The 26,421-nt window shown below is 53.5% G+C and carries 22 protein-coding genes and 2 pseudogenes; 12 read left to right on the plus strand and 12 right to left on the minus strand.

The window, feature by feature from the left end; all coding sequences use genetic code 11:
• Positions 1-23 precede the first annotated feature (23 nt).
• Positions 24-1,663, minus strand: a pseudogene (locus HV213_RS14275) (ABC-F family ATP-binding cassette domain-containing protein).
• Positions 1,664-1,978: 315 nt separating this feature from the next.
• Positions 1,979-2,911 carry a DMT family transporter gene (locus HV213_RS14280; RefSeq protein WP_197975061.1) on the minus strand — a complete coding sequence of 311 codons (933 nt, stop codon included), beginning with the start codon at positions 2,909-2,911 and terminating at the stop codon, positions 1,979-1,981.
• Positions 2,912-3,032: 121 nt separating this feature from the next.
• Between HV213_RS14280 and HV213_RS14285 the strand changes: the two genes are divergently transcribed.
• Complete coding sequence (locus HV213_RS14285; protein WP_327021800.1) at positions 3,033-4,424, plus strand: aminotransferase-like domain-containing protein; 1,392 nt, start codon at positions 3,033-3,035, stop codon at positions 4,422-4,424.
• 59 nt (positions 4,425-4,483) lie between these two features.
• Here the strand turns inward: HV213_RS14285 and HV213_RS14290 are convergent, their stop codons facing one another.
• The gene (locus tag HV213_RS14290) at positions 4,484-6,181 is read right to left on the minus strand and encodes an NAD-dependent malic enzyme (RefSeq protein ID WP_181486173.1); all 1,698 of its coding nucleotides are present in this window, start codon (positions 6,179-6,181) and stop codon (positions 4,484-4,486) included.
• A gap of 184 nt (positions 6,182-6,365) precedes the next feature.
• On the minus strand, positions 6,366-6,506 hold the full coding sequence (gene sra / locus HV213_RS14295; protein WP_181486174.1) for a stationary-phase-induced ribosome-associated protein: 141 nt from the start codon (positions 6,504-6,506) through the stop codon (positions 6,366-6,368).
• 129 nt (positions 6,507-6,635) lie between these two features.
• Here sra and HV213_RS33575 point away from each other — a divergent pair, with 129 nt between their 5' ends.
• Positions 6,636-6,767, plus strand: coding sequence for a hypothetical protein (locus HV213_RS33575; protein WP_327021801.1), 132 nt, complete (start codon positions 6,636-6,638; stop codon positions 6,765-6,767).
• Positions 6,768-6,773: 6 nt separating this feature from the next.
• On the opposite strand, the gene HV213_RS14300 is transcribed toward HV213_RS33575, so the two are convergent.
• Positions 6,774-7,625: a Vmh family MBL fold metallo-hydrolase gene (locus HV213_RS14300; protein ID WP_181486175.1), complete on the minus strand. Its 852-nt coding sequence runs from the start codon at positions 7,623-7,625 to the stop codon at positions 6,774-6,776.
• A 114-nt stretch (positions 7,626-7,739) separates the two neighbouring features.
• Between HV213_RS14300 and HV213_RS14305 the strand changes: the two genes are divergently transcribed.
• From HV213_RS14305 to HV213_RS14330, 6 genes are all read left to right on the plus strand, one after another.
• On the plus strand, positions 7,740-8,645 hold the full coding sequence (locus HV213_RS14305; protein WP_181486417.1) for a LysR family transcriptional regulator: 906 nt from the start codon (positions 7,740-7,742) through the stop codon (positions 8,643-8,645).
• The gene (locus tag HV213_RS14310) at positions 8,642-9,130 is read left to right on the plus strand and encodes a GNAT family N-acetyltransferase (RefSeq protein WP_181486176.1); all 489 of its coding nucleotides are present in this window, start codon (positions 8,642-8,644) and stop codon (positions 9,128-9,130) included. The genes HV213_RS14305 and HV213_RS14310 overlap by 4 nt, the downstream gene beginning before the upstream one ends.
• Before the next feature lie 72 nt (positions 9,131-9,202).
• Entirely contained in the window at positions 9,203-9,634 is a 432-nt protein-coding gene (locus tag HV213_RS14315) for an OsmC family protein (RefSeq protein WP_181486177.1), read from the plus strand.
• A 114-nt stretch (positions 9,635-9,748) separates the two neighbouring features.
• Positions 9,749-10,618 (plus strand): oxygenase MpaB family protein, encoded by an 870-nt coding sequence (locus HV213_RS14320; protein ID WP_181486178.1) that lies wholly within the window; start codon positions 9,749-9,751, stop codon positions 10,616-10,618.
• Between the two features lie 196 nt (positions 10,619-10,814).
• Positions 10,815-11,735, plus strand: a complete 921-nt coding sequence (locus tag HV213_RS14325; protein ID WP_181486179.1) for a cation diffusion facilitator family transporter — start codon at positions 10,815-10,817, stop codon at positions 11,733-11,735.
• 514 nt (positions 11,736-12,249) lie between these two features.
• On the plus strand, positions 12,250-14,550 hold the full coding sequence (locus HV213_RS14330) for an FdhF/YdeP family oxidoreductase (RefSeq protein ID WP_181486180.1): 2,301 nt from the start codon (positions 12,250-12,252) through the stop codon (positions 14,548-14,550).
• A gap of 43 nt (positions 14,551-14,593) precedes the next feature.
• Here HV213_RS14330 and HV213_RS14335 read toward each other — a convergent pair whose 3' ends face one another.
• Both HV213_RS14335 and HV213_RS33580 read right to left on the minus strand, forming a co-directional pair.
• Complete coding sequence (locus tag HV213_RS14335) at positions 14,594-15,211, minus strand: LysE family translocator (protein ID WP_181486181.1); 618 nt, start codon at positions 15,209-15,211, stop codon at positions 14,594-14,596.
• 85 nt (positions 15,212-15,296) lie between these two features.
• A pseudogene (locus HV213_RS33580) lies at positions 15,297-16,097 on the minus strand (AraC family transcriptional regulator).
• 163 nt (positions 16,098-16,260) lie between these two features.
• On the opposite strand from HV213_RS33580, the gene HV213_RS14345 reads away from it, so the two are divergent.
• Positions 16,261-17,154, plus strand: coding sequence for a LysR family transcriptional regulator (locus HV213_RS14345; RefSeq protein WP_181486182.1), 894 nt, complete (start codon positions 16,261-16,263; stop codon positions 17,152-17,154).
• On the opposite strand, the gene HV213_RS14350 is transcribed toward HV213_RS14345, so the two are convergent.
• The 3 genes from HV213_RS14350 to HV213_RS14360 form a co-directional block, all read right to left on the minus strand.
• A complete protein-coding gene (locus HV213_RS14350) occupies positions 17,151-17,759 on the minus strand; it encodes a class I SAM-dependent methyltransferase (protein WP_181486183.1) in 609 nt (202 codons plus the stop codon). The two genes, HV213_RS14345 and HV213_RS14350, sit on opposite strands and share 4 nt — an antisense overlap.
• 104 nt (positions 17,760-17,863) lie before the next feature.
• Positions 17,864-19,273, minus strand: coding sequence for an MFS transporter (locus HV213_RS14355; protein WP_181486184.1), 1,410 nt, complete (start codon positions 19,271-19,273; stop codon positions 17,864-17,866).
• A 387-nt stretch (positions 19,274-19,660) separates the two neighbouring features.
• The gene (locus HV213_RS14360) at positions 19,661-19,915 is read right to left on the minus strand and encodes a hypothetical protein (RefSeq protein WP_181486185.1); all 255 of its coding nucleotides are present in this window, start codon (positions 19,913-19,915) and stop codon (positions 19,661-19,663) included.
• 161 nt (positions 19,916-20,076) lie between these two features.
• On the opposite strand from HV213_RS14360, the gene mgtA reads away from it, so the two are divergent.
• From mgtA to mgtU, 3 genes are read left to right on the plus strand one after another with little or no spacing between them, the layout of a single operon-like run.
• The gene (gene mgtA, locus HV213_RS14365) at positions 20,077-22,809 is read left to right on the plus strand and encodes a magnesium-translocating P-type ATPase (protein WP_181486186.1); all 2,733 of its coding nucleotides are present in this window, start codon (positions 20,077-20,079) and stop codon (positions 22,807-22,809) included.
• 18 nt (positions 22,810-22,827) lie between these two features.
• Entirely contained in the window at positions 22,828-22,920 is a 93-nt protein-coding gene (gene mgtR / locus HV213_RS14370) for a protein MgtR (RefSeq protein ID WP_110276517.1), read from the plus strand.
• A 10-nt stretch (positions 22,921-22,930) separates the two neighbouring features.
• Positions 22,931-23,017, plus strand: coding sequence for a magnesium transporter protection protein MgtU (mgtU, locus tag HV213_RS33735; protein ID WP_369685506.1), 87 nt, complete (start codon positions 22,931-22,933; stop codon positions 23,015-23,017).
• A 34-nt stretch (positions 23,018-23,051) separates the two neighbouring features.
• Here mgtU and HV213_RS14375 read toward each other — a convergent pair whose 3' ends face one another.
• Together HV213_RS14375 and HV213_RS14380 are read right to left on the minus strand one after the other, a co-directional pair.
• Positions 23,052-24,062, minus strand: a complete 1,011-nt coding sequence (locus tag HV213_RS14375) for an ABC transporter substrate-binding protein (protein WP_181486187.1) — start codon at positions 24,060-24,062, stop codon at positions 23,052-23,054.
• Between the two features lie 8 nt (positions 24,063-24,070).
• Positions 24,071-26,200, minus strand: coding sequence for a TonB-dependent receptor (locus HV213_RS14380; protein WP_181486188.1), 2,130 nt, complete (start codon positions 26,198-26,200; stop codon positions 24,071-24,073).
• Positions 26,201-26,421 lie beyond the last annotated feature (221 nt).

Below are 26,421 nucleotides of genomic sequence, written 5' to 3' on the forward strand. Positions count from 1 at the left end.
TATTTCACGCCGGGGGAAAACTATTAACTTAACACTGTGTTGATGGTGGCAATCTCCTCACGCCATTGCGCTTGCAACTGCGGTTTTTGATGTTTTGGCCTACGGGTCAGATCGTCAGCCAACAGTTGCTCCAGCATGACTAGCCGTTCCAGCAGCGTATCGTTATCCTCTTCAGGTTCGATGGTGAGTGCTGTCGCGGTCTGCGCCATCGGGCGACGAACGGCGGCGCGCAGATTTTCATAGACTTCATCGGCGCTGTTCCATTCGCTAAGCCCGTGTTCATCAATAAGCCAGAAGCGGTTGCAACTGTTGTCGATTAATTGCCGGTCATGACTGACTAACAGCAGACCGCCGGGATAATCGCGCAGCGTTTCTGCCAGCGCCGCTTTGCCATCAATATCTAAATGGTTCGTTGGTTCATCCAGCAACAACAGGCTATAGCAGGCCAGCGACAGGCCAACAAACAGCAGTCGAGAACGTTCGCCACCGCTTAGGGTACTTACTCTTTGCCCGTGACGCACCCAGTTGAATCCGGCGGAAATCAGCGCTCGCTTGCGCACTTCCGGTGCCGGTTCAAAAGCCTCCAGTGCCTCAAGAAGAGTGAAGTCATCGGCAAGCTGATGCAGGGTCTGGTCGTAATAACCCGGCTTCAGTCGCGGATGCAGACGTAAACCGTGCTCCGTTGTGTTCTGTTGCATATGCCGCCACAGCAGACGCAGTAGTGAGGATTTACCGCAGCCGTTGCGCCCCATAATCGCCACCCGGTCGCCGCTTTTCAGGCGAGCCAGGCCCGCAGCGCGTCGCCGTACAGCGCCAGCCGCCATGGCGTTCCGGCGGTCAGATCGGTTTGGTTCTCCTTCAGGCGCTGTACCTGTTTCTCCATCTGCTTGGCTTTGCGCGAGAGATCTTCGTTATCGTACGTCCGGCCCCAGATAGCTAATCGTTTGGCACTGGCGGCGACGCGGTCGATCTCTTTTTGCTCCGCTTTATGACGCAGCGCGTCGCTGGCGTCCTGCTCTTCCAGCGCCTGACGGGCGGCGCTACAGGGCAGGGAGAAGGCGTGCAAGGTGTTGTCACGCAAGATCCAACTCGCATTAGTTACAGCATCCAATAACGGGTTGTCATGCGACACCAGAACGAAACTCCCCTGCCAGGTTTGCAAGAAGCTTTCCAGCCACAGGAGGGTTGGCAGATCGAGATGGTTTCCCGGTTCATCCAGTAGCAGCAGATCCGGTTGCTGAATCAGCGCCCTGGCGAGCAGTAGTCGGGTATGCTGACCACCGCTCAGGGTTGACGCCTGCTGTTGAGTTTCCGCTGGCGTAAAGCCCATCTCCGCCAGCAGTCGTTCCGCTTGCCAGCGCTGACTTTCGCGATCGACAGCAGTGAGTTTTGCCAGCACAACGTCTAGCAGGGGCTGTGCTAATAGCGTACCCGGGAGATGTTGTTCTACGCGCGCCATCAGGCAATGATTAGCCAGCGCCACGTTACCTGAAGTGGGGGACAGCGTGCCGTCGAGCACCTGTAGCAGGGTACTTTTTCCGCAGCCGTTATAGCCAATCAGGCCAATGCGGTCGCCTTTTTTCAGGGTAAAGGAGAGGTTGGTGAACAGCGGGCCAAACGCCGTATCAACATGAAGAGATTGTGCAGTTAGTAATGTGCTCATTGTGAACTTACTCAAGAGTTACAGGCATAGAAATGCCTCGTCAAACATCGCTGACGATAACCCGGTAAGCCCGAGGGAAGGGATTTAGTCTTTGGTTTCTTCGCTCAAGCTGAAGTTATCGCAGCACGATACCGATAACGCTTGAGCTGGTGCGATCGCCAAATGCACGTGAAAAAAACATTTCACAGTACGACATGGGATCCTCCTTTTCTATTCAGTTAGTTGATGGGTGCAGGCAGTGTAGGGGGAGAAAGGGTTTTTGGCTAGGGGTGAATAAAGATAATAGCCGTCTTATCGTTATATGTAGACGTATACTCACCTTTCCCTACATTTAAGCTGGCTTAGCAGTTTCTCTATAGGGAATTTGGTGATTGCAAATCCGACAAGCAATAATGCGGTAAATATGACAAGCTCGATTGAAATGAGGGTTCCTTCATACCACGCGCCAATAGCGATGGCAAAAACAGGAAAGATAATGAAGATGAATGACAGTATTATGGGATTCAGCTTTTTGAGCAGAAAAAAGTACACAATGAACCCGCCTGGTGAAGCAGCCAGACCAAGATACAATAACGCCGCCCAAGATCTTTCGCTCACGGTAAAAATGTCAGGTTGCTCACTTAAGAATCCGGCAATAAGGAGCCCTATGCCAGCGATTCCAATAGGCAATGTATTAAAGGTGATAACACCAATTCTGGCATTTCGTCGTTTAGTGACGATATAGACTAAAGCATGCATTATAGCGGCAGCTAATATCGCTACTACGCCAGTCCACTCCGTATAACTTAAATGCAACCCCTGCGAGCGAATAATCATAAATAAGCTAAAAAAACCAATTATTATGCCAATGAATTGTGATGGCAATACTCGCTCATTTAAAAAAAGACAGGAGAACAATAAAATAAATACGGGCATTGTGCTGAATAACAGCGAGCTTAGTCCGGATGAAACATATTGCTCGCCATAGTTCAAAAGATAATATGGCACACAAAAATAGCTAACGGTAACAAATATAAAGAAAGTGCGATGCTGACGTGGGAAAAATAATGGTTCCCGACGCATTATGGCAAAAAATAAAAAGAGGGGGAATGCAATAACAAACCTGATCCCCGCAGCGGTCAGGGGTGGCACGCTTTCAACGGCGATCTTAATCCCGAGCCATGTTGTTCCCCAACTAAAACACACCATGACGAAGAGAATAATAGTCAACAATTGTTGCCAGCGATTTCTGCTTGCTATTATGTCCATAGAAATTATCAACCTCATTATGGGTTTGTATTAATCGAAGAATAACCGTTATAGTGATGCCATGCGACTGGATAAAAGGATGCGATGAAAAATTATGGCAGTCAAAGGAAAAATTGACACCGTGTCAATAATAAAGACATTTATGGTTGAAGGCTCGGGAGTAAAATATAAATTGCTCGCTCAGGGAATTGAGTCGGCTATTCGTGATGGAAGTATTGCCCCTGGAACAAAACTGCCGCCGCATCGCATCCTTGCAGATAAAATTGGCGTGACCGCAGGTACCGTAAGTCGGGCCTATAGTGAACTTGAACGGATGGGCTGGGTTGTTGCGCGGACAGGCGACGGTACTTTCGTGTGCGAAAAAAACCAGACACGACCTCAGGATAGCGGTTTTCGTAATTTTGTGGATCGTCCTGATATTCAAAATGATATGAGTCGGAATATGTATATTCCCGGCCCTGAAGCAGAAATGCTGGCACAGAGCTTACGCAAACTGGCTGATGATTCCGTGTGTTTGCAGGAGTTGATGTGTTACACCCCGGAAGTTGGGCTGCTGCGTCATAGAGAATCGGGAGCTAAATGGCTCTCTTATGGCGAGTTTCAAGTCAGTTCTCAGCAGGTGATTTGCGTCAATGGTAGTCAGCATGGCTTGCTTGTGGTGCTGATGGCGACCCTCCGTTCAGGAGACACGCTGGTGACAGAGAATCTGACTTATCCAGGGCTTATCAGTGCCGCACGGCATCTGGGTATCCGGGTTCTCGGCCTGGATATGGATGACGAAGGTCTGTTGCCGGAATCTCTTGAGGAGGTCTGTCGGAGAAATCGTGTCGCCGCACTATACTGCACGCCAACTCTCCAGAACCCTACAACTGCAGTGATGTCAAAAGCCCGGCGTCTGAACATCGCCCGTATATGTCGTGAAAAAAACCTTATTGTTATTGAAGATGAAACGCATGCAGCATTGCTGCCCCAGCGCCCACTTCCGATTAGCCACTTTGTGCCGGAGCGGGGGATCCTGATTGGTGGGATGAGCAAAACCGTATCGGCTGGATTGCGCGTTGGTTATGTTTGTGCGCCGGCCACGATGGTGGGTCGAATTTCTGCCGCCGTGCGTAATTCATGCTGGATGGCAACACCGTTAATGCTGGAGCTTGCCAGTCGGTGGATTGAAAGCGGCACTGCGCAGGAGATGCTGATGCAGCAGAGCGATGAAATTAAGCGACGCCAGTCAATGATCGTCGATCTTCTTCAGCCCCTTTATTACCGCACGCATTCCAGTAGTCCGCATTTCTGGATAGAGGTACCTGCGCCATGGCAGGCGGACGACATTGAACGAAGTTTGCGTGAACAGGGGCATCTTGTTTCCACTGCGCAGAATTTCAGTATCGGTCGGGGAGCGTTAGCGCAATATCTACGCATTAGCGTAAGCAATTCACCGAATAGCGATCGGGCGCTGCGTGCAGGGGTTATCGCGGCGGTTGGAATGCTACAACATGGGCCGAATAGTGGTTAATGGCACGTTGACGAAAAGAGAACGCCGGGCCTCAACGTCAGACCCGGGAATGCTATAGGTTAAATAGACGTACGGCGATAATTCCGGTATTCCGGCTGCCAGAAGTTATCGGCAATCGCCTGCAGCAGCGCTTCCGCTGACGTTTTCACCGCCACGCCTTGCTCCTGGGCGATTTTGCCCACCGCAAAGGCAATAGCCCTTGAGACAGTCTGAATATCCTTCAGCTCCGGCAGAACCGGACCCTCACCGTTATTAACCAGCGGTGAGTGTTTCGCGAGAGTCTCGCTGGCGGCCATCAGCATCTCGTCGGTGACGCGGGATGCGCCGGAAGCAATAACGCCAAGCCCGATTCCTGGGAAAATATAGGAGTTATTGCACTGGGCGATAACGTACTGCTTGCCTTTGAGCGTCACCGGCGCGAACGGACTGCCGGTGGCGACCAGCGCTTCGCCGTCGGTCCAGCTAAGGATATTCTGCGGCGTTGCTTCCACGCGGGAAGTTGGGTTCGACAGCGGCATCACGATCGGCCGCGGGCAGTGCTTATGCATCTCGCGGATTATCTCTTCGGTGAACAGCCCCGGCTGACCGGAAACGCCGATCAGAATATCTGGTTTGACGTTGCGTACCACGTCAAGCAGCGACAGCACATCGTTAGTGGTATCCCACCCTTGCAGAGACTCGCGCTTTTGCACCAGTTTGCTCTGGAACGGCAGCAGGTTCGGCATCGCGTCGGTCAGCAGACCAAAACGGTCAACCATAAATACGCGTTTACGGGCCTCTTCTTCGCTTAAACCTTCACGTTGAATCTGCGCCACGATCTGCTCAGCGATACCGCAGCCTGCGGAACCGGCACCAAGGAAAACAATTTTCTGCTCGCTCAACTGGCTGCCCGCGCCGCGGCTGGCGGCAATTAGCGTGCCGACGGTCACTGAAGCGGTACCCTGAATATCGTCGTTAAACGAGCAAACTTCATTGCGGTAACGGTTAAGCAGCGGCATGGCGTTTTTCTGCGCGAAGTCTTCGAACTGCAGCAGCACATCCGGCCAGCGGGCTTTTATCGCCTGAATAACGTCATCAACGAACTGGTAATACTCGTCGTCGGTGATACGCGGGTGACGCCAGCCCATATACAGCGGATCATCGAGTAATTGCTGATTGTTGGTACCGACATCCAGCACTATCGGCAGGGTGTAGGCTGGGCTGATGCCGCCGCAGGTGGTGTAGAGCGAGAGCTTACCGATAGGAATGCCCATCCCGCCAATACCCTGGTCGCCGAGACCGAGAATACGCTCGCCATCGGTCACGACGATCACTTTGACGTTATGGTTCGGCACGTTTTGCAGGATATCGTCGAGGTTATTACGGTTCTGATAAGAGATAAAAACGCCACGGGCGCGACGATAGATCTCAGAGAAACGTTCGCAGGCAGCACCTACCGTCGGAGTGTAAATAACCGGCATCATCTCATCGAGGTGGTTGCCCACCAGGCGGTAGAACAGCGTTTCGTTGGTATCCTGGATGTTGCGCAGATAAATATGCTTGTCGATCTCGGTCTTAAATCCCTGATACTGGATCCACGCGCGTTCGGCTTGTTCTTCGATGGTTTCGACCACTTCTGGCAGCAGTCCCAGCAGGTTAAAACTGCTGCGCTCTTCCATGCTGAAGGCGCTACCTTTGTTGAGTAACGGAAACTCAAGGAGAACGGGACCTGCGTAAGGGATGTAAAGAGAACGGTTTTTCTTATGAGTGAATTGCATCGCACTAACTCCTTGGTGATCGCTTCAGCCCAGGCGCGGCGACAGGCGAGGGGCTGGCAGGGAATTGCAGCGGGCAGAGTATAGAGCAGATGGCATCAAAGAAGGGTAAACATGCAGTCGATAGTCTTAAAAAAACACCATCCTGCATGCAGGACGGTGTTTCTATCATCACTCAGCTGAAAAATTAATCACCGCGGCGTTTGCGACCGGTAGCATGGATGTGGTTTAGCGTGGTTTCCGCATCGCCTTCCAGCAGCACTTTTTTCTGCTGGGAAAGCTTATAGTTCAGACCGAGAAGATGACGTGCCTGATGGTTCGATTTCATTCTTACTCCTTTATCCTGTTCTGGTTTCAAGGACAAGCCCGATGTAAATCGGACGAAATTTAACCCTAAGTACGCCGCCCATTTTTGGTGCGGCGATAATCAGCGTGGTGCATATTGTCAGGATTAGCAATGTTGCCGCGACAGATTAAGAACAGTCTCTTTTGGATTGCGGATAGCGCTATCTATCAGCTATTGCCCGGCGGCGCTTCGCTTGCGCGGGCCTACACCAGCCGCCATCCGGCACAAATACCCCTACAATAGCCAGAACTACCACTTCATCTCGCCGGTATTCACTTTGGCGCTCAGCTCCAGCGAGCTCTCTTCTGCGAGCCCCGGCCAGCGCTGCTTCATCGCCTTAATCACGCCAGCGGAATCTTTATGATCCTTTAACGACTGCTCAAACTGCGTCAGGTAATCGCGGGTGAAGACAATCGCGCGGTCACCTGCTGGCGGCGTGCCAAGATAGTGGCCCGGAATCACCTGCTGCGGATGCAGTGAAGCCATTTCGTTGAGCGTATTAACCCACTGCTGGCGGCTTTCGACGCTTTGTGTGTCCGCCGTCCAGACGTGCATTCCCCATGCCACGCCGGTTCCGCCGAGAATCGCCTTATTCGCCGGGATCCACACGAAAGCGGCGTAGTTCTGCGGCTGGCGGATTTCGACCTTTTCACCATCGATGGTGAACGTGTTGGCTTCGATGACCTGTGGCACATAAACCTGCTTCGGCGCACCGTCCTTCATCTGCGGGCCCCAGTACGCCAGTTTGGCTTCTTTGGTAGCATTAATATGTTTGACCACTTCAGCGGTCGCAACCACTTTGGCTTGCGGGAACGCTTTGACCAGCGGCTCAAGGCCAAAATAGAAATCCGGATCGCCGGAGGTGATCACGATACGAGTCAGTTTCTTACCACTTTTTTGAACCATCTCGACCAGCTTCTCACCATCCTTCACGCTGAACTGGGCATCGAACAGTACCGCTTCATGCGGGCCGGTGGCGAGGGTGGAGTTGACGGCAAAAATGCCGTTTTCCTGTGGGTTGTAGGTTTGCAGCGTCAAAGGCGCAGCCAGTACAGTGGTGCTGAACAGGGTGGTAGCGATGGCAAGGACAGATGATTTCATGCGCGTTTTCTCTTTATCAGGTGAATGAATGCTATTTTACGCATTTCATGATTTGCGAATATTCCTGAAAAAAGAGATGCTGAGTTTCATAAATCGTGCAGATGGAATCGAATGATGGATCGGGTGATCGCCGCTCAGGTGTATATACGTATTTGTGAACTGGGGAGTTTGAGCGCCGCCGCACGAGCGTTGGGGATGTCGCGCCCGATGGTCAGCCGCTATCTTGAGCAGATGGAGCAGTGGGCCGGAACCCGGCTGGTACACCGTTCAACCCGTAAGCTGACGCTAACCTCCGCCGGGGAAAAGGTACTGCAAAAAACGCGCACGCTCACGCAACTGTCGGATGAAATCGCCGGACAAACCGAGCGCGCGGTCCCCAGCGGTACGCTGCGCGTAGCCTGCGCGCACTTCACCGCTATGCAGCTCATTTCTCCGCTGTTGCCCGATTTTCTTGCCCGTTATCCGCAGCTTCGCCTTGAGCTGGACATCAATAATCATCCGGTGAGCCTGATTGGTGAACGGATTGACGTTGCGATCCGCATCACCGATAACCCGGAGCCGGGAGCTATCGCTCGTCGTCTTGGTGTTTGCCGTTCGGTGCTGTGCGCTTCTCCGCGTTGGCTACAGCAGAATGGACCACTGCACACGCCGGATGATTTATCTCGTCACAATTGCCTGCATTACAGCCATTTCGCCAGTCAGAGCTGGCAGTTTACTGATCCACAAGGCGATAGCGTGGCGGTGGCGGTTTCCGGTAATCTCAGTGCCGGGATCTCCTCTCTCTTGCTGGAGGCGGCTGTGGCCGGTTGTGGCATCGCGATGCTTCCGGAGCTGGAGGCGCAGCGGGCGCTTAACGGCGGGGCGCTAAGGCAGGTTTTACCGGCTTATCAGCCAAAAGCGCTAAGCGTGTATGGGATTTATCTCTCACGCGATTATCAGCCCAGCGCGCTGCCACTGTTTCTGGAAGAGATTCAGCAACGACTGGCGCAACCCACGGATCTTAAAGGAGTAAATGGATGATTTTGTTTCGCCCCATGTGCGAGGATGAGTACCCGGCTTACCTCGATTATTTTATCCCCGATTACGCGGCGGAAATTGCCGCAAACTACGGGCTTTCGCCGTCGGCGGCTTTAGCTCAGGCACAGCGGGAAATCGCCGAAGATTTACCCGATGGCGTTAACACCGGCGGCCAGGTTCTGCTCTGTTTACTCAATCATGTTGAGGGCGTGGAAACCCGAATTGGCTATCTCTGGTATAAACCGGACGTGAAAATGCGCTCTGCGTTTATCTGTGATTTCTATATTTCCCCCATTTTTCAAGGGCAGGGATTGGGCAAGCTGGCGATGACCGCTTTTGAACGTGAACTTGCCAGCAAAGGGTTTATGCAAATTAAACTGCGCGTCGCCGGGGATAATCAACGCGCTCGCCATGTCTACGAAGCCACCGGATTTCGCGTTACCGGCATTAATATGAGCAAAAATATCCCGTTGGATTCGTCTGATTAAAGGATAGTGCGCTGCCTGAAAGAGAAATGGCTTCTATACTTTATTTCTTTAATGTCAAAAAGGAGCGATATCATGGCAATCCATAAGAAAGGTCAGGCGCATTGGGAAGGGGATCTGAAAAGCGGTAAAGGAACTGTCTCCACCGAGAGCGGCGCGCTGAACCAGCAACCTTATGGCTTTAACACCCGCTTCGAAGGCGTGAAGGGGACCAACCCGGAAGAGCTGATCGGCGCGGCCCATGCGGCCTGTTTTTCGATGGCGCTGTCGTTGATGCTCAGCGAGGAGAGCTATACCGCAACCTCAATTGATACCGTGGCTGTGGTGACGCTGGACAAATCCGGCGGCGGTTTTGCGATTACCAAAATCGCGCTGCAGAGCAAAATTGTGCTGCCAGGCATCGAGGCCGATGTGTTTGACGGCATCATTCAAAAAGCGAAAGCCGGTTGCCCGGTTTCGCAGGTGCTTAATGCTGAGATAAGCCTCGACTATCAGCTTAATCCATAATTCCCCGCTGCCCGCATCAGGCGGGCACTCCCTCCTTTAACGCCACGGCTGGCAAATGTCACTTGCGTAGATTAATGCTATCTTTTCCGCTTACGGAAAGGAGCAAGTAACGCAATGGCCAGTGTACGCACAATGATTGAAGCTCAGGTTTTGGGCTTAACCGGCATGGCGCTCAAAGAGATCGATTTTGAACACCCTAAAGGCGAGCCGGGGCTGTTTGGCCCGCAGTCGGCCATCTGGCAGGTTCATGGGGATTTCACGTCCATGCTGTGCGGCGGGGTCAGCGCGTTGCTATTGCAGATGCTGCATCCTCTGGCGCTGGCAGGCGTCTGGGATCACTCGAACTTCCGCGAAGATATTTTTGGTCGCCTGCGCCGCACCAGCCAGTTTATTTCCGCCACCACCTTTGGTACCACTGTCGACGCCGAGCGGCTGATCGCCAAAGTGCAGGGGATTCATCTGCGCGTGAGCGGTCAGGATAAAGACGGTACGCCTTATCAGGCCAGCGATCCCGCACTGCTCACCTGGGTTCACGTCGCCGAATGCAGCAGCTTTATGGCTTCCCATTTGCGTTACAAACGGACCGTCGTCAGCGCTGCCCGGCAGGAACAGTATTATCAGGAAGCCGCCGAAATCGCCCGCCGTCTGGGGGCACGCGACATCCCGGTCACGCCGCGGCAGGTTGCCGATTATTTGCAGGATATGCGACCAGTGCTGCGCTGCGACGAACGCACGCAGGAAGTGGCTAACGTGCTGTTATCAACGCGGTTGCCGGGCCGCCTGAGTCAGCCGGTCGGGCGGATGATGATGCGCGCCGGTATCGACCTGCTGCCATCCTGGGCGCAGGAGAAGCTTAATTTGCCGATGAGCGCAATGCAGCGACATAGTGCGCGAATGACCGTACACGGTGTGGCTCGCGTCCTGCGCGCTTCGGTACGCAATGGCGCTTATCATTGCGCGATGAGACGGATGAATGAATATTAATTATTCGGGAGTGCGAAGCGTTGCATAAATATAGCTAAGGCTATTATTGTTGAGACTATATTTTATAAAAAAAATTATTCGCATTTAAATATTGACGGTATTATAAAAATTTAAATATTGGCTTAACGGCAGCATGTTGTTCAGGAAAAATTAAAAAAAATCGTGTACGTTGTCTCTCTTTCAATAGAGGTGTTCAATGACGATGAAAACTCAGGTTGATGATAAATATCATCAGCGTTCCACGGTCGCACGTAAAAGTACGCTAATCAGCGTGGTGGTAAATCTTTTTCTATCCAGCCTCCAGGTGCTGGTAGGGATATTTTCCGGCTCACAGGGTTTGATAGCCGATGGGATTCACTCCTTTTCCGATCTGATCGCTGATTTTGTGGTTCTGCTAGCCAATAAAAAAAGCCGCAAGCCTTCGGATAGCGATCACCATTATGGCCACTGGCGTTATGAGAATGGTGCTTCAATGGTGATTGGCGCACTGTTGTTGCTCGTTGGGTTGGGTATGCTGTGGTCTGCTTGCAACAAACTGCTGCACCCCGAATCCATTCAGGATGTTCATATCATCGCCCTGTGGGTCGCTCTTGCCGCGCTGGTCGCCAAAGAAGTTTTATTTCGCTATATGCTGGCGGTGGCGAAGCGAATTCAGTCTTCGATGCTGATTGCCAATGCCTGGCACGCTCGTTCCGACGCTGCATCGTCGGTGGTGGTGGCGGTTGGTATTATCGGTAACCTTGCCGGGTTCGTATGGCTTGACCCGGTTGCCGCGCTGGTTGTCGGCGTGCTGGTCACCCGCATGGGGTACTCGTTTGCCATTGATTCACTGCATGACTTAATGGATCGCGCTGTGGATAGTGATACCGAACAGCAGATACAAACGACTATTCTGGCGACGCCCGGCGTCATCGCACTGCATGACCTGAAAACCCGCCGCGCCGGGGATTTAATCCTGGTGGATGTACACGTTGAGGTGGCGGGGAATTTGTCCGTTGTTGAAGGGCATGATATTGCGCTATCGGCCCGCTCGCGGGTATTAAAAAATCATAACGTACTTAATATGATGGTTCATGTCGACCCCTGCCAGCCGGTAATTAAGCCTATTCTAACTTAGCCAAAGGGGTAATTTTATTTTCATTCTGTCCTCATGGATTTTTTATTTTCAGCGCAAGATGACCGACGGAATAAAAAGGGGCCAAGATTCAGCCGCTATTTTTCATCGCTGATCAAGAGCGGATCTGGCGTATCGTCGTGTATTTGAACAATATAACAACCCCGTCTGGCTAATAACCCTAAATAATTCGAGTTGCAGGACAATACACTAGTGCTTGTCCTGGGACTCGATAGTGGAAGACCTGTTTGGCACCACAGCTAACGATCTGCCACTTAAGGCGATGTGGTCGCTCGTTATTACAATTTGGCCTGACTGAGCAAATGAAACTGTATGTTTATTAATCGTTAAATAAGTTAAATCTAATGCGTGATAGATAACATTGATTATACAGTTGCCGCCCTGATTGTTATGCTTTCGTTAACAAGACGCCCGTTATACTTGCTGGTTGCGGGCGATAAGAAATAATGCGGCGCGTCACCTGCAATCCGCCGCCGAAAGCGTATCAGGAGTCAATATGAGTAACAAAAGACGCGTCGTTCCGGGCGTCCATCCCTATGATGGTCCGGCGGGAGGCTGGGGAGCATTAAAAGCCACCGCCATCGCCGTTCGCACGCAAATGGATGCGCTTGATGCCCCCGCAACGCTACTGCGCACCAACCAGCCGGATGGTTTTGATTGCCCCGGCTGCGCCTGGCCGGACAAAGAGCATAAATCGACGTTTCAATTCTGCGAAAACGGCGCGAAAGCGGTCACCTGGGAAGCCACCAGCAAACGCGTCACTGCGGAGTTTTTGGCGGCCAACACCGTCACTTCGCTGCTGGCGAAGAGCGATTTCGAACTGGAAGGCTACGGGCGCTTAACCCAGCCTTTGGTTTACGATAAGGGCAGCGATACGCTACGTCCGCTCGCCTGGGAAGAGGCGTTTGCCCGCATCGGCGAAATCCTCAGCGCGATGCAACCCAACGAAGTGGAATTCTACACCTCCGGGCGCGCTTCCAATGAAGTCGCTTACTTATTCCAGCTGTTTGCCCGCGAATTTGGCACCAATAACTTCCCGGACTGCTCCAATATGTGCCACGAATCGACCAGCGTCGGCCTGCCGCAGTCTATTGGCATCGGTAAAGGCACGGTTTCGCTGGATGATTTTGAGAAAACTGAACTGGTTATCTCCATCGGTCATAACCCCGGCACCAACCATCCGCGCATGATGGGCACGCTGCACGAACTGGCGCGCCGTGGTGTCCCGATCATTGTTTTCAACCCGCTAAAAGAGCGGGCGCTCGAACGCTTCGCCGATCCGCAGAACGTTATAGAGATGGCGACCTACAGCTCGACCAACATCGCCTCCACTTATTTCCAGGTTAAAGCGGGCGGCGATGCGGCGGCGTTAAAGGGCATTGCGAAGGCGCTGCTGCGGTTGGAAGAAGAACAGGGCGAAGTACTGGATCGGGAGTTTATCGCCGAACATACCCTGGGCTTCACTGACTTTGCGCAGGATCTGCACGCCACAAGCTGGCCGGATATTGAACGCGAGTCGGGCCTGACGCGCGACAGTCTTGAACGCGTGGCGCTGGCTTATGCCAAATCGAACGCCACCATTATTACCTACGGGATGGGCATCACCCAGCATAACAAGGGCACTTCGAACGTACGCCTGATTGCCGATCTGCTGTTGATGCGCGGCAATATCGGTAAGCCAGGGGCCGGGATCTGCCCGCTGCGCGGCCACTCCAACGTGCAGGGCAACCGCACCGTGGGCATTACCGAAAAACCGAGCGCCCAGTTCCTTGCCAACCTGCAACGGGTGTTCGGTTTCACGCCGCCGCAGGAGCATGGCCACGATGCGGTAAAAGCGCTACAGGCGATGATCGACGGTGAAGCGAAAGCACTGCTGTGCCTTGGCGGTAACTTCGCGGTGGCGATGCCGGATCACGAGCGCGCTTTCCCGGCGGTGCGAAGTCTGGATCTAAGCGTGCATATTGGCACCAAGCTTAACCGCTCGCATCTGTTGGTGGCGAAAGAGACCTTTATTCTGCCGTGTCTGGGGCGTACCGAGCTGGATATCCAGCAGACGGGGCGTCAGTCGATTACCGTGGAAGATTCGATGTCGATGGTTCATGCCTCGTCGGGCAAGCTAAAACCGGGTTCACCGCAGTTGCGCTCTGAACCGGCGATTGTTGCCGCGATGGCCATGGCGACCCTGCCGGAGAGTAAAATTGACTGGCTGGGACTGGTCGCCGATTACGACAAGATCCGCGATCTGATCGAGCAGACTATTCCCGGTTTTGATGATTACAACCAGCGTATTCGCCATCCCGGCGGCTTTCGAATGCCGCTACCACCAACAGAACGTATCTGGCCGACGCCGACCGGCAAAGCGATGTTCTCGGTTTTCCACGGCGTGCACGAAAACCAGCAAGTTGATGGTGACGATGTGATGCGTCTGGTTACGCTGCGTAGCCACGATCAGTACAACACCACGATTTACGCCATGGACGACCGTTACCGCGGCGTCTTTGGACGTCGCGATGTGCTGTTTATGAATGAGCAGGATATGGCGGAGCAGGGGTTCGAGCACGGCGACCGGGTGGATATTCGCTCCGCGCTGCCGGGTAATCACCAGCGGCTGGATGATATCACGCTGGTCGCCTACAGCATTGCGCCGGGCACCGTCGCGGCTTACTATCCCGAAGCTAACGTCCTGGTGCCACTGGATTATCTCGATAAAGAGAGCGGTACGCCCTCTTATAAATCGGCGCCTGTTCGCTTGACGCTACGCTCGAAAGAGATCCGTACGCTGGAAGGGATTCGTTAGGTCAATATTCGCCCACGGCGTATTTACCGCCGTGGGCGCTCCGCTACTTTTGCGCCAGAATAAGCTTGATACCCAGCCCGACAAACCCGGCGGCAAAGCTCACTCTGAGCCCCTGTAAGACCCTGGGGCGCGTTAGCACATATCCGCGCATCGCCGCTGAAAATGCGCCATAGAGCATGAAAATTAGCAGCGTCATCAGCATAAATATTCCGCTTAATATCAGCATCTCCTTGATCGGGGAAGCCGAGTTGCTGTGGATAAACTGCGGCAAAAAGGCGAGAAAAAAGAGCGGCAGCTTGGGGTTAAGCAGATTGATCAGGATAGCGTGGGTAATCACCTGGAGTAGATTGCGTCTCTCGCCGTTTTCCACGCTCAGGCTACTGCGCTGGGTGAGGGTGGCCCACGCCAGATACAGCAGCCAGGCGACGCCCGCATATTTCACCAGTTCGAATGCGCCGGGCGTGCTGTGGAGAATCGCCGCGAGCCCGGTTATCGCCGCAAGCATATGCGGAATAATGCCCAGCGTGCAGCCGAAGGCCGCGGCAAAACTCATGCGCCTTCCCGCCGATAAACCGGTGGCGATGGTGTAAAGCGTCCCGGTGCCGGGGGCGATAACCACAATAAGTGAAGTCAGAAGAAACTCAGGGCTGATTAACGACATAACGTAGTTCCTGGCGTAAAAAATAGAAGGCCTGAGTATTTATGAAAGCGTCGCGTCGGTATTGAACAAAATTGCACTCCGCCAGCTAACGGAGCGCCTGATAGCGTCCTGGCGTCATGGCAAACTGTTTTTGAAAGGCTCGGGTGAGATGGCTTTGATCGGCAAAACCGGCCATCAGTGCGGTGTCAGCGGGTGAATGGCCAGCAGCTAACAGACGGCGTGCCAGCCGCACGCGGGACTGTATCAGGTAGGCGTGCGGCGTGATGCCGGTTTCGCGAGCGAAGCCGCGGATCAATTGAAAGCGGCTGATACCGCTCAGGGCGGCGAGAACGTCGAGAGAGATTTTCTCTTCAGGGGCATCATCAATATATTATCTGGCCAGCGCAACAGCCGGAGAGTCGCATTTATCAGGCGACCTGGTGCAGAGATGAAAACGGGTGACCCGCATCAGGCATTGCAGCAGCGCCTCTTCCATTGCAATATCGTCGGTCACAAGGGCGGTAATCTCGCTAAAAAGCCGTTGCATAAGCCCGCGCAACTGCGGGTCCTCAACGACCGGGCGCAGGAGAATATCTTCGGCCTTCCTCTCTCCCTGAAATTCGCCAGCAACCCGTTCAGGGTTGAGATAAACCATCTGCCAGCTGCGGTGGCCATCCAGCGGAATGCCATCGTGCATCTCCCCCGGGTTGACCATAATGATATTTCCGGCGGCGGCCTCGATTTTACCAAGATGGCTCCACGAGCGCTGTGCGCCCTGAGAGAAAATGCCGATACCGAATTGATCGTGCGAATGGCGCGAAAAGCTCTGTTCCGTGACTAACGACATGGCTTCCAGCCCCGGCAGAGTTAGCCGGTGCTGCTGAACGTGATGAAGGCGAGTTTTCAACGGTTTCTCCTGCCAGTGCATGGCATGAGTGTAGCCCTGTGAACGCGGGACCAGCAACAGCCGAACGGCGCTTGAATTTCGTCAACGCTGCACATAACATTTAACTAACATTTTCTGCTGTGTTTACAGCACAATGAGAAAGCGCAAACACACTGGATAACTGATGGATATCAAACAGCTTAAATATCTGATTGCGCTCGACCGGACGCGTCATTTCGGCCAGGCCGCGGCGGCCTGTCATATCACTCAGCCCACGCTTTCTATGCGTATTCGCAACCTTGAAGAAGAACTTAATTTGACGCTGATCCAGCGTGGGCAGCGGTTTGAGGGATTTACCCCGGAAGGGGAACGTATTCTGGCGTGGGCACGAGCGCTGCTGGCAGCGCACGACGGGCTGGAAGCGGAGGCGGCGATTTGTCGCGGGCAGATGGTAGGTCAGTTAAGAGTCGGAATGGTGCCTTTAGCCAGTCTTAATCCGATGCAACTGATAAAACCGCTGGCGGATAAATACCCAGAGCTACAGTTCAGCCTGCTATCGATGACTTCGGAGCAGATCATCGATGGTGTCAGCCGCAACCAGCTGGACCTGGGGATCTGCTATCTGCATCACGTCGATAGCCAATTGTTTAACGTGCTCTGGCTGCCAGATACCCGTATGGGTCTGCTGCACGATAAGCGGCATTTTCAGTTCGACGACGCGATCCCTGACTGGGAGACGCTGGCCGCGCTGCCGCTTGGGTTTCTGACCAAGGGTATGTATTACCGTGAATCAATTGAAATGAGTTTTAAAGCCAAAGGGCTGGCGCCAAAGTACGTTTTTGAAAGCGACTCCACTTTTCAAATTATTCAGGCGGTGCAGGCCGGGATCTGCTGCGCGATTATGCCGCTCAATAACGGTCTTGAAGCGTTAAGTGATAACCTGGAAATTCTGCCAATGACGGAGACGGAGGTCGATTCGATGCTGGCGCTGATTATGCGTAACAAAGAGCCGGTGTCGTCGCTGGCGGAAAAATGTTTTGCCGATGCGCAGCGGATTTTTGGCGAGTCGGTAAGCTAGCCGCGCTTAGCCGCCAGCCAGACCGTGCGGCCACCGCACTGCGGGTCCTCCACGCTATGTTTCACCACCTTAAAAGCATATTGTTGCAGCAATGCCTGATACTCCTCCGATGCCAGGCTCGAGTGGTAAAGCGGCTCGCCAGCAAACAGCCCGATCGCCTCGCCGTTGCTGGTACCGGTATTAAACATCAACGCCGCACCGTCATCAGCATGGGTGGCGAAGAGGCTAAACATCCTGCGCTGATCGGTCCGCGGAAGATGGAAAAAACTGTCCCACGCCAGCACGCCATCAAACTTTTCTGTTAGCGCCAGTTCGCGCATATCTCCGGTTAACCAGCGGCTGGCGGGGAATTTCTGCTGACACAGGGCAATCATTGACGGCGAAGCATCAACACCCGTCACGCGAAAACCCTGGCTGAGCAGATATTCGGCAATCGGCGAGGCATTGCCACAGCCAATATCCAGGATTGCTCCTCCAGGCTTGATGATGCTAAGAAATCTGTCCAGCCACGGCTTTTCAAACAGGCTGGTAGAGCGCAGGGTCTGAAACGTGGCCCACTGCTTTTCATACAGCGCGACGATGTTTTTTGCTGAAGGATGATCCATTTTTTCCTACCTGATTAGCGACTACTCGCTCTTAGCCTGCCATCTGCGACTGGGTAAATTTAAGCCTGACGTGTGTTCTGTCAGGCATTAAGTGGCGCTCGCTATCAGATATCTTCCAGACTAATTCCCCGGGTTTTTGGACCAAAAATTCCCACTGACAGCATCACCATCAGCATACTGGCGACGATAAAGCTGATGACGCCTGGCGTACCGGCATATTGCAAAATAATGCCGATCAGAATACTGGTGATCGCCGTCGACAGGCGGCTGAAGGAGTAGCAGAAACCTACCGCCCGTGCGCGAATACGGGTCGGGAACACTTCAGCCTGATAGGCGTGGTAGCTGATGGTCAGCCAGGCGTTGGACCAGGTGATCATAAATCCGCAAATTACCAGCAGCGCCGGGCTGTTTTGTAGCGCAAACAGGGTGCCGAACACCACGGTCATCAGCGCCGAGAGAACTATCTGCCATTTGTTTTCGAAGCGATGTACAAAGCGGGTGCAGAAAAGGCAGCCAATCGGGTAGGCCAGCGTAATAAAGAACGCATACAGCAGGCTATGGGTGATGCTTGCCCCCTGGCCGGAAAGCAGCGCGGGCAGCCAGTTACCAAAACCAAAGAAGCCGATTGCCTGGAAGAAGTTCATCACCATCAGCATGATGGTGCGTTTGCGGTACTGCGGAGCCCAGATCTCTTTGAAAGCACCCATTTTGCGCTGAGACGGTTGTTTTTCGACATGGTGGCGAGGGGAAGGAGAAACGCCGCAGCGCTGTTCCATTTCGCACATCACCTCGTGCGCCTCTTCATGACGGCCTTTTTCATCCAGCCAGCGCGCTGACTCCGGCAGCTTTTTGCGAATAACCCAAATTACCAGGGAGCAAAGAGCACCGAAGATAATCACCCAGCGCCAGCCGGTGAGGCCGAAAAGGGTGATCGGCACCAGCATCCATGACATCAGCGCCACCGCAGGTACCGATAAAAACTGGATAAAGAAAGCGAAAGCGAAGGCTTTGTTGCGCAGATGCGTCGGTACCCATTCGCTTAAATAGGTGTCGATGGTTACCAGCTCAATACCGAGGCCGATCCCGACCAGAAAGCGGCAGAAAATTACCCCTTCGGCGCTGTTCTGCAACGCCATAATCAATGAAAAAATGCCGTACCAGGCGAGGGCAAACATAAAGGTGTGGCGTCGCCCCAGTTTATCCGCCAGCGGTGCAAGCAGGCTGGCACCGATAAACAGCCCCAGAAAGGTGGATGAGGCGAAAGCCGCCTGGTCGGAGATACCAAAGATGCCGTTCTCGCCAGTATGGAAAATATCCTCTGCCAGCAGTCCGGTACTGATATACCCGGTCTGAAAAAGATCGTACAGTTCGAAGAAGCCGCCCAGCGCCAGCAGGGTGATAAAAGACCACAGGCCGATGGAGGCGGGCAGCGCATCGATACGAGCGGTTAAGCTGGCGTGGGCTTGTTCTGGGGAGGCGAACGTGGCGTCGCCCAGAACCTGGGTGGTAGACATATTATTATTTTCCTCAGATAAAATGTTTGCCTGCTAATGTTAATTGATTGTTAATAGTTTTAAATTTTTAATCGCTTCTCTTAACGACGCTGTGCAGCGGAAAATGTTGATGAAATGTGAAAGTGTTCGTGAATACGCTGGTTTTAAGCGAAACAGGCGGCAGGATTTGAAGCAAACCACCGGGGGAAGCGGAATGGGGGCCTGAGTTCTTTTTCTGTAACGTCAAATGATCAAATAATTTTAGCTATTAGATAATTCTAAACAAACCATCACCAGAGCGACATTTTAACTTTACTCAAATAGTTGAGTGACTATAATGAGCACAAATTCAATCAGGAGAAATATGTTGGACAGTCACCCTTACTTAAACATCAAGGCAAGCTGACGCTATTTCTTCTGCGCTGCTTGCCACCCGGCGGGCAGCAATCCTTCTGTTATTGACGATTGCATCCCATATAAAGTAAACGCAGCGCTGCTGCGAGGATAATCGTTATGTTCATGTTTAAAAACACGCTGTTTCCTCCACCACATCTTCGACGCTAATCGCCTGTCAGGGCGAGGTTTTGTCGCGTTATCGTTAAAATTGGCAGTTTTTTTCTTCCCGTAAAACGGAAGGATGCTTGCTGCTTTTTTATATTTCACTAACGCTTTCTTAATTCAATTACCCTGCGAATGATCGCATAAGGAGGGAATGATGGATATTCCCATAGGCCTAAAGTAATACGCGCTTAATAGCAAAAGAAATACATTATGCATAGATATTTTATGCAGGGACAAACACGTTTTAAATTTGGGGAACAATCATGACTGACATGAAAATAGAAAACCGGAAAGTAAACCGGTCTGCGTCAGAAAATGATAAGCAGCATAAAAAGAGCTTCGCAATTGAGACTGAGGCGTTTAACAGCCCGGACCATACGCTGGCGCGGCTAAACAGCAGCCGTCAGGGGCTGACAACGGAAGATGCCTTTGAGCGGCTTGAGGATTATGGCCGCAATGAGGTTGCGCATGAACAGGCACCTCCGGCGCTGATCCAACTTCTGCAGGCATTCAATAACCCGTTTATCTATGTCCTGATGGCGCTGGCCGCCGTCAGCTTTGTGACCGATTACTGGCTACCGCTGCGTAACGGCGAAGAGACCGATCTGACCGGAATTATCATTATTGTGACGATGGTCAGTCTGAGCGGGTTATTGCGTTTCTGGCAGGAGTTTCGCACCAACAAGGCGGCACAGGCGCTGAAATCGATGGTTCGCACTACCGCCACGGTGCTGCGTCGCGGGCCGGGCAATATCGGTCCGGTTCAGGAAGAAATTCCTATTGAAGAACTGGTGCCGGGCGATGTGATTTTCCTCGCAGCGGGCGACCTGGTTCCTGCGGACGTTCGCCTGCTGGAGTCTCGGGACCTGTTTGTCAGCCAGTCGATTCTCAGCGGCGAGTCGCTACCGGTTGAGAAATATGACGTGATGGCCAGCGTCTCCGGCAAGGACAGCGATCGGTTACCTTCGCCGAACAAGGATAAAAGCCTGCTTGAGCTGGGCAACATCTGCCTGATGGGTACCAACGTCACCAGCGGCAGGGCGCAGGCGGTCGTTGTGGCGACCGGAAACCGCACCTGGTTTGGTTCACTGGCGAAATCCATCGTTGGAACCCGTACCCAGACGGCGTTCGATCGCGGAGTGAACAGCGTCAGTTGGCTGCTGATCCGCTTTATGCTGGTGATGGTGCCTATTGTGTTGCTGATCAACGGATTCAGCAAAGGCGACTGGGTCGAGGCGTCATTGTTCGCCCTGGCGGTCGCGGTGGGCCTGACGCCGGAAATGCTGCCGATGATCGTCAGTTCAAACTTAGCGAAAGGCGCTATCGCCATGTCGCGACGCAAAGTGATCGTCAAGCGTCTGAACGCCATTCAGAACTTTGGCGCGATGGACGTATTGTGCACCGATAAAACCGGTACCCTGACCCAGGACAATATCATTCTTGAGCATCATCTCGATGTGAGTGGTGCCGAGAGCGACAGGGTGCTGACCCTGGCGTGGCTGAACAGCAGCAGCCAAAGCGGCGCGCGTAACCTGATGGACAGAGCGGTGCTGCGTTTTGGCGAAGGGCGGGTTTCCCCCTCGACGAAAGAACGCTTTATGAAGCTCGATGAACTGCCGTTCGACTTTGTGCGTCGCCGTGTGTCGGTTTCGGTAGAAGATGTGCGTCATGGCGACAAAAGCCTGATCTGCAAGGGCGCAGTCGAAGAGATGCTGATGGTGGCGACGCATCTGCGCGAAGGCGATAAGGTGGTTGCGCTGGATGAAACCCGCCGCGATCTGCTGTTAGCCAAAACTGAGGACTACAACGCTCAGGGTTTCCGCGTGTTGCTGCTGGCGACCCGTAAGCTGGATGATGCGGCTCTGACAACTCCGCTCAGTACTGCCGATGAGCAGGGATTGACGGTCGAAGGAATGTTGACCTTCCTCGACCCGCCGAAAGAGAGCGCGGGAAAAGCGATTACCGCGCTGCGTGATAACGGCGTAGCGGTGAAAGTGTTAACCGGCGATAACCCGGTGGTGACGGCGCGTATTTGCCTTGAAGTAGGGATTGATGCGCACGACATTTTGACCGGGGCGCAGATCGAAGCGATGACGGATAACGAACTGGAGCGCGAAGTAGAAAAGCGCGCGGTGTTCGCCAAACTGACGCCGCTACAGAAATCACGCATTCTGAAAACATTGCAGAAAAACGGCCATACCGTTGGCTTCCTCGGTGATGGTATTAACGATGCCCCGGCGCTGCGTGACGCTGATGTGGGGATCTCCGTCGATAGCGCGGCGGATATCGCCAAAGAGGCTTCCGATATCATCCTGCTGGAAAAAGATTTGATGGTGCTGGAAGAGGGCGTCATCAAGGGGCGTGAGACCTTCGGCAATATTATTAAGTACCTGAATATGACCGCCAGCTCTAACTTCGGCAACGTCTTTTCGGTGCTGGTCGCGAGCGCGTTTATCCCGTTCCTGCCGATGCTGGCGATCCATCTGTTGATCCAGAATCTAATGTACGATCTGTCCCAGCTGTCGCTGCCGTGGGACAAGATGGACAAAGAGTTTCTGCGCAAACCGCGTAAGTGGGATGCGAAAAACATCGGTCGCTTTATGCTGTGGATTGGCCCGACGTCGTCCATCTTCGATATCTCCACTTTTGCGCTGATGTGGTATGTGTTTGCGGCGAATAATGTCGAAGCGCAGGCGCTGTTCCAGTCCGGCTGGTTTATCGAAGGGTTGCTGTCGCAGACGCTGGTTGTGCATATGCTGAGAACGCAGAAGATCCCGTTTATCCAGAGCCGCGCCACGCTGCCGGTTCTGCTGACTACAGTGCTGATTATGGCGCTGGGTATCTATATCCCGTTCTCGCCGCTGGGGGCGATGGTGGGATTAGAGCCGCTGCCGCTGAGCTACTTCCCGTGGCTGGTTGCCACGCTGCTGAGCTACTGCCTGGTGGCGCAAGGGATGAAGCGCTTCTATATCAAACGGTTTGGTGAGTGGTTCTGATGAAAAGGAGGTGTCGAGATGAATCGTTCTCCGGACAACCTCATCGCGCTGATGTTTTTCCTGGTGGGTTTACTGGTGCTGCTGTTGGCCATCCGGCAAATCGTAGAGTGAGGGGAAGATAATGCGAAAAACTCCGCTGGATAACGTGTTTATTCGGGTGGTGATGATTGCGGTCATCATTATTTTGCTGACTATCTGGATAAGATAAAAGGAACCCCGGGCCTGTGGCCTGGGGTTTTGACTTACTGTTGCGGCGGTAGCGCCTGTAAAATCCGCCCAGCCTCTTTCTCATTAAGCGGATAATCAAAAAAGCGCTGATAGAAATCACGGGTGACGCTCACCATATCAACATTGGCGAAGCCCTGTGGATGAAACAGCTTTGCTGCCCACTGAATTTGCAATGCGCTTTCGGTGCCATAACGATCCCACGGGAAAACGCCTGACGGATTCTGCACCACCTTACCGTTTTTCACCGCCTTCAGGCTGGCGAAAAGCCCGGCCCAAGGGGATGTCTGCCAGTCGCCGCTGCCGGGGCCGAGGATAATAATATCCGGCTGCCAGGCCAGCACTTTTTCCGGCGAAACCTCCTGCATGTTGCCATTAATCTCCTCTGCGACGTTTTGACCTCCCGCCAGGCGGATCCAGGTGTCAATCAGCGTATGGCTGCCGTCAACTTTGAGCGGCTTCAGCGATTGAATATGCAGTACTCGTGGGCGTTCATTGTCACTGAGTGATGCTGTTTTTTGCCAAACGCTATCAATAACTGATTGAAGATATTGATTATATTCGCTTGCTCGCGTCAACGCCTGTTCGCTACCAATCACCTGCGCGGTGGTGGTTAACGAGTGCTGTAGCGAAGGATAGTCGGTAAAACGCATCTCCATAACCGGCAGGCCCGCCTGGCGAAACGCCGCGGCGTCACCGTTATCTTTCGCGACAAATACCACCTGGGCTCCCTGAGCGAGCAGTGCCTCGCTGGTGAAGTGCGGCCCGCGAGCGATCAGTGCCTGATGCAGCTTCGGCGCAATATGGAACATCCACGGGCGCGCGTCAGGGCGGTTGACGGTAGCGACAATTTTGTCGCCCACTCCCAGCGTCATCAGCAGCGAATGGTGGGCGTACCAGCCTTCGGCAATCCTGTCCACGCTGTCGGGAAGGGTCACGTTGTGTCCGGCATCGTCGGTCACCTGACGGGAAGCCAGCGCCGGGAAGGCCAGAAAAGCGCAGAGTAAACCAGCAGCTAATTTTTTCATTGGGCTCCTTAGAAGTTGAACTGCACTGAGACCGTCGCTTCACGCGGCGCGCCTAATTGCGCGCTAGCGTATCCCGCACCGGTATAGCCGGTTAACGCGCCGGGAACGATATTGGCCCAGTAGTGACGATTGGTGATGTTAGTGACTGCTAACCTAAAGGTGGTGTCGGTATTGAACAACCGGGTGCGATAGTTGCTGCCGAGATCGACGGTGGTATAGCTGCCGACCCAGCTGTCGTTGGCGTTATCGGTCGCGCGGCGGCCAACGTAATGAATGTTGCCATTCACGTCGAGGCCCGGCAGCTGCTGGATGCTGTAAACCGCCAGCATGTTGGCGGTGAAGCGCGGCAAACCAACGACCTGTTTATCATCCGCGTTGGCGCTTGAGGTATCATGCAGGCGTGGGTCAAGCCAGGTCGCACCGCCAAACAGGCGCAGATTACGGGTGACGTGACCATCGGCCATCAGCTCGATCCCGCGGTTTTTCTGCGTACCGTCCTGAGCGAAATCGCCGTTGCTGTTGGTATAAGCAAACGGACGTTCAGCCTGAAATAGCGCGGTGCTTAGCAGCAAATCCTGTGTCGGGGCATATTTGGCACCGATTTCAATCTGGTGGCTGCGGTAGGGGTCGAGCACTTCACCGGCATTATTAGCACCGGTTGGCGCGCTATCGCCTTGCTGCATGCTGTTGGCCCAGGTGGTATAGAGGGTGACGTTATCAATCGGTTTATACATCAGGCTGGCGGAGCCGCTGACGCCGTTATCATCGCTTTTGCTGCTGCGCTGGCTGCTTTTGTTATAGTTGCTGACGGTAAACAGGTTTTCGCTGCCGGAAAGCAGCAGGCTCCACTGCGGGTTAAAGGTCAGCGTATCGCTCAGCAGAAACACGTGCTGGGTGGTAGTGGCTGAATGATAGCGGTCGGTAAAATCAGGATAATTTGGGCGCTCAAACGTCGGATTATCGTTCAGCGAGGAACTGCCCAGCGTCTGGGTGCCGCCGCTGCGCGGGTTATAGTTTTTCCACACAAAACCGCGCATGCCGAACGCCAGATCGTGCTGTAGCCAGCCGGTCTCCACGCTGCCGGTGAGGTTCGCCAGATAGCTGTTGATCGTAAAACGGCTGGCGGCAGAGTTGGCAGTCGTGGTGGTGTAGTTGCCTTTATTATCGGTGAGCGTATTGGTGACGGCGGTGGATTCGCGATCGGCAATCTGACGCAGCACGCCAACATCCAGCAGCCAGTTGCCGTCAAAGTCATGTTTGATATGCAGGCTACCGGTGGTGGTGGTGTCATCATTCCCGGCGTAATACTGGCCATATTTGTCTTTCGTTGGGTCCAATGCCGACGGGAAATGGGTGCCTTTGGCGAGAGCAAAGCTGCCGGGCATCCCTTTTTGATAGAAGTGATAGTAGCTGAAGTTGCTCTCAAGCACGGTTTTATCGGTCAGCTGAAAATCCAGCGCCAGCCCGGCATACTGATTGCGCTGGCGGCTGCCGTGGGTATAGCCGCTGCCGTCCTGATCCATCAGGTTGAGACGATATTTAACCCGGTCACCAGCATCCAGTGGTCCGCTCAGATCCAGCGCTGCGTTGGAACCCGAACCCGTGCCGCCACCGACGGTTACCCGACGCAGCGGAACATCGGTTGGCCGCTTTGATACCAGGTTAAACATCCCCGCTGGGTTAGCCGGCCCGTACAGCGCGCCCGCCATACCGTTCAACACCTCGATACGCTGGAACTGCTCCGCCGGGTATTCGGTGGTTGAGACCACGTTAAGGCCGTCAATCATACTGTTTTGTACTACGCTACCCTGCATGCCGCGGGTTTGCGGGCGCACGCCTTCGCCCTGTACGGAAGGCATATAGCGGTAAACGTCTTTAACGCTGCCGAGCTGCTGCTGGCGAATCAGAGAATCCGACATGGTTTGTACCGCCCACGGTACATCGAGAAGCTTGCGTTTGCCGAGGTTACCCAGCGTCGCCTGCTTTTGTGCAGCAGGGGTATTGTCATCAAGAGATTCTGCGTTGGCCTGCGGCGCGGCGCTGACCACCATGGTTTCTTCGGCATGGGCGGTAATCGCCATAAACAATGAGGTGCAGGGAATAACCCCGGTCAATAAAGCGAGTTTCGTTAAGCGCATGAGTTTTAATTTCAGACTGGTGAAAGTGGAATGAGGCGAGAGCGACTCACGTCTCCGTCTGAAGGGTACGAATTATAATTGTATGATGATTAAGGGTAGGGATGATCGCTGTATATGTCAATATATAACGATTGGTGTCAATCATTAAGCGTTGCCAGATTCCGTTATTCAGAGTTCTTATTTAATTGATTATTCAATGAATTTCATGACGGTATCCCCAT

The sequence above is a fragment of the Klebsiella sp. RHBSTW-00484 genome, assembly GCF_013705725.1.
Taxonomy (GTDB): domain Bacteria; phylum Pseudomonadota; class Gammaproteobacteria; order Enterobacterales; family Enterobacteriaceae; genus Klebsiella.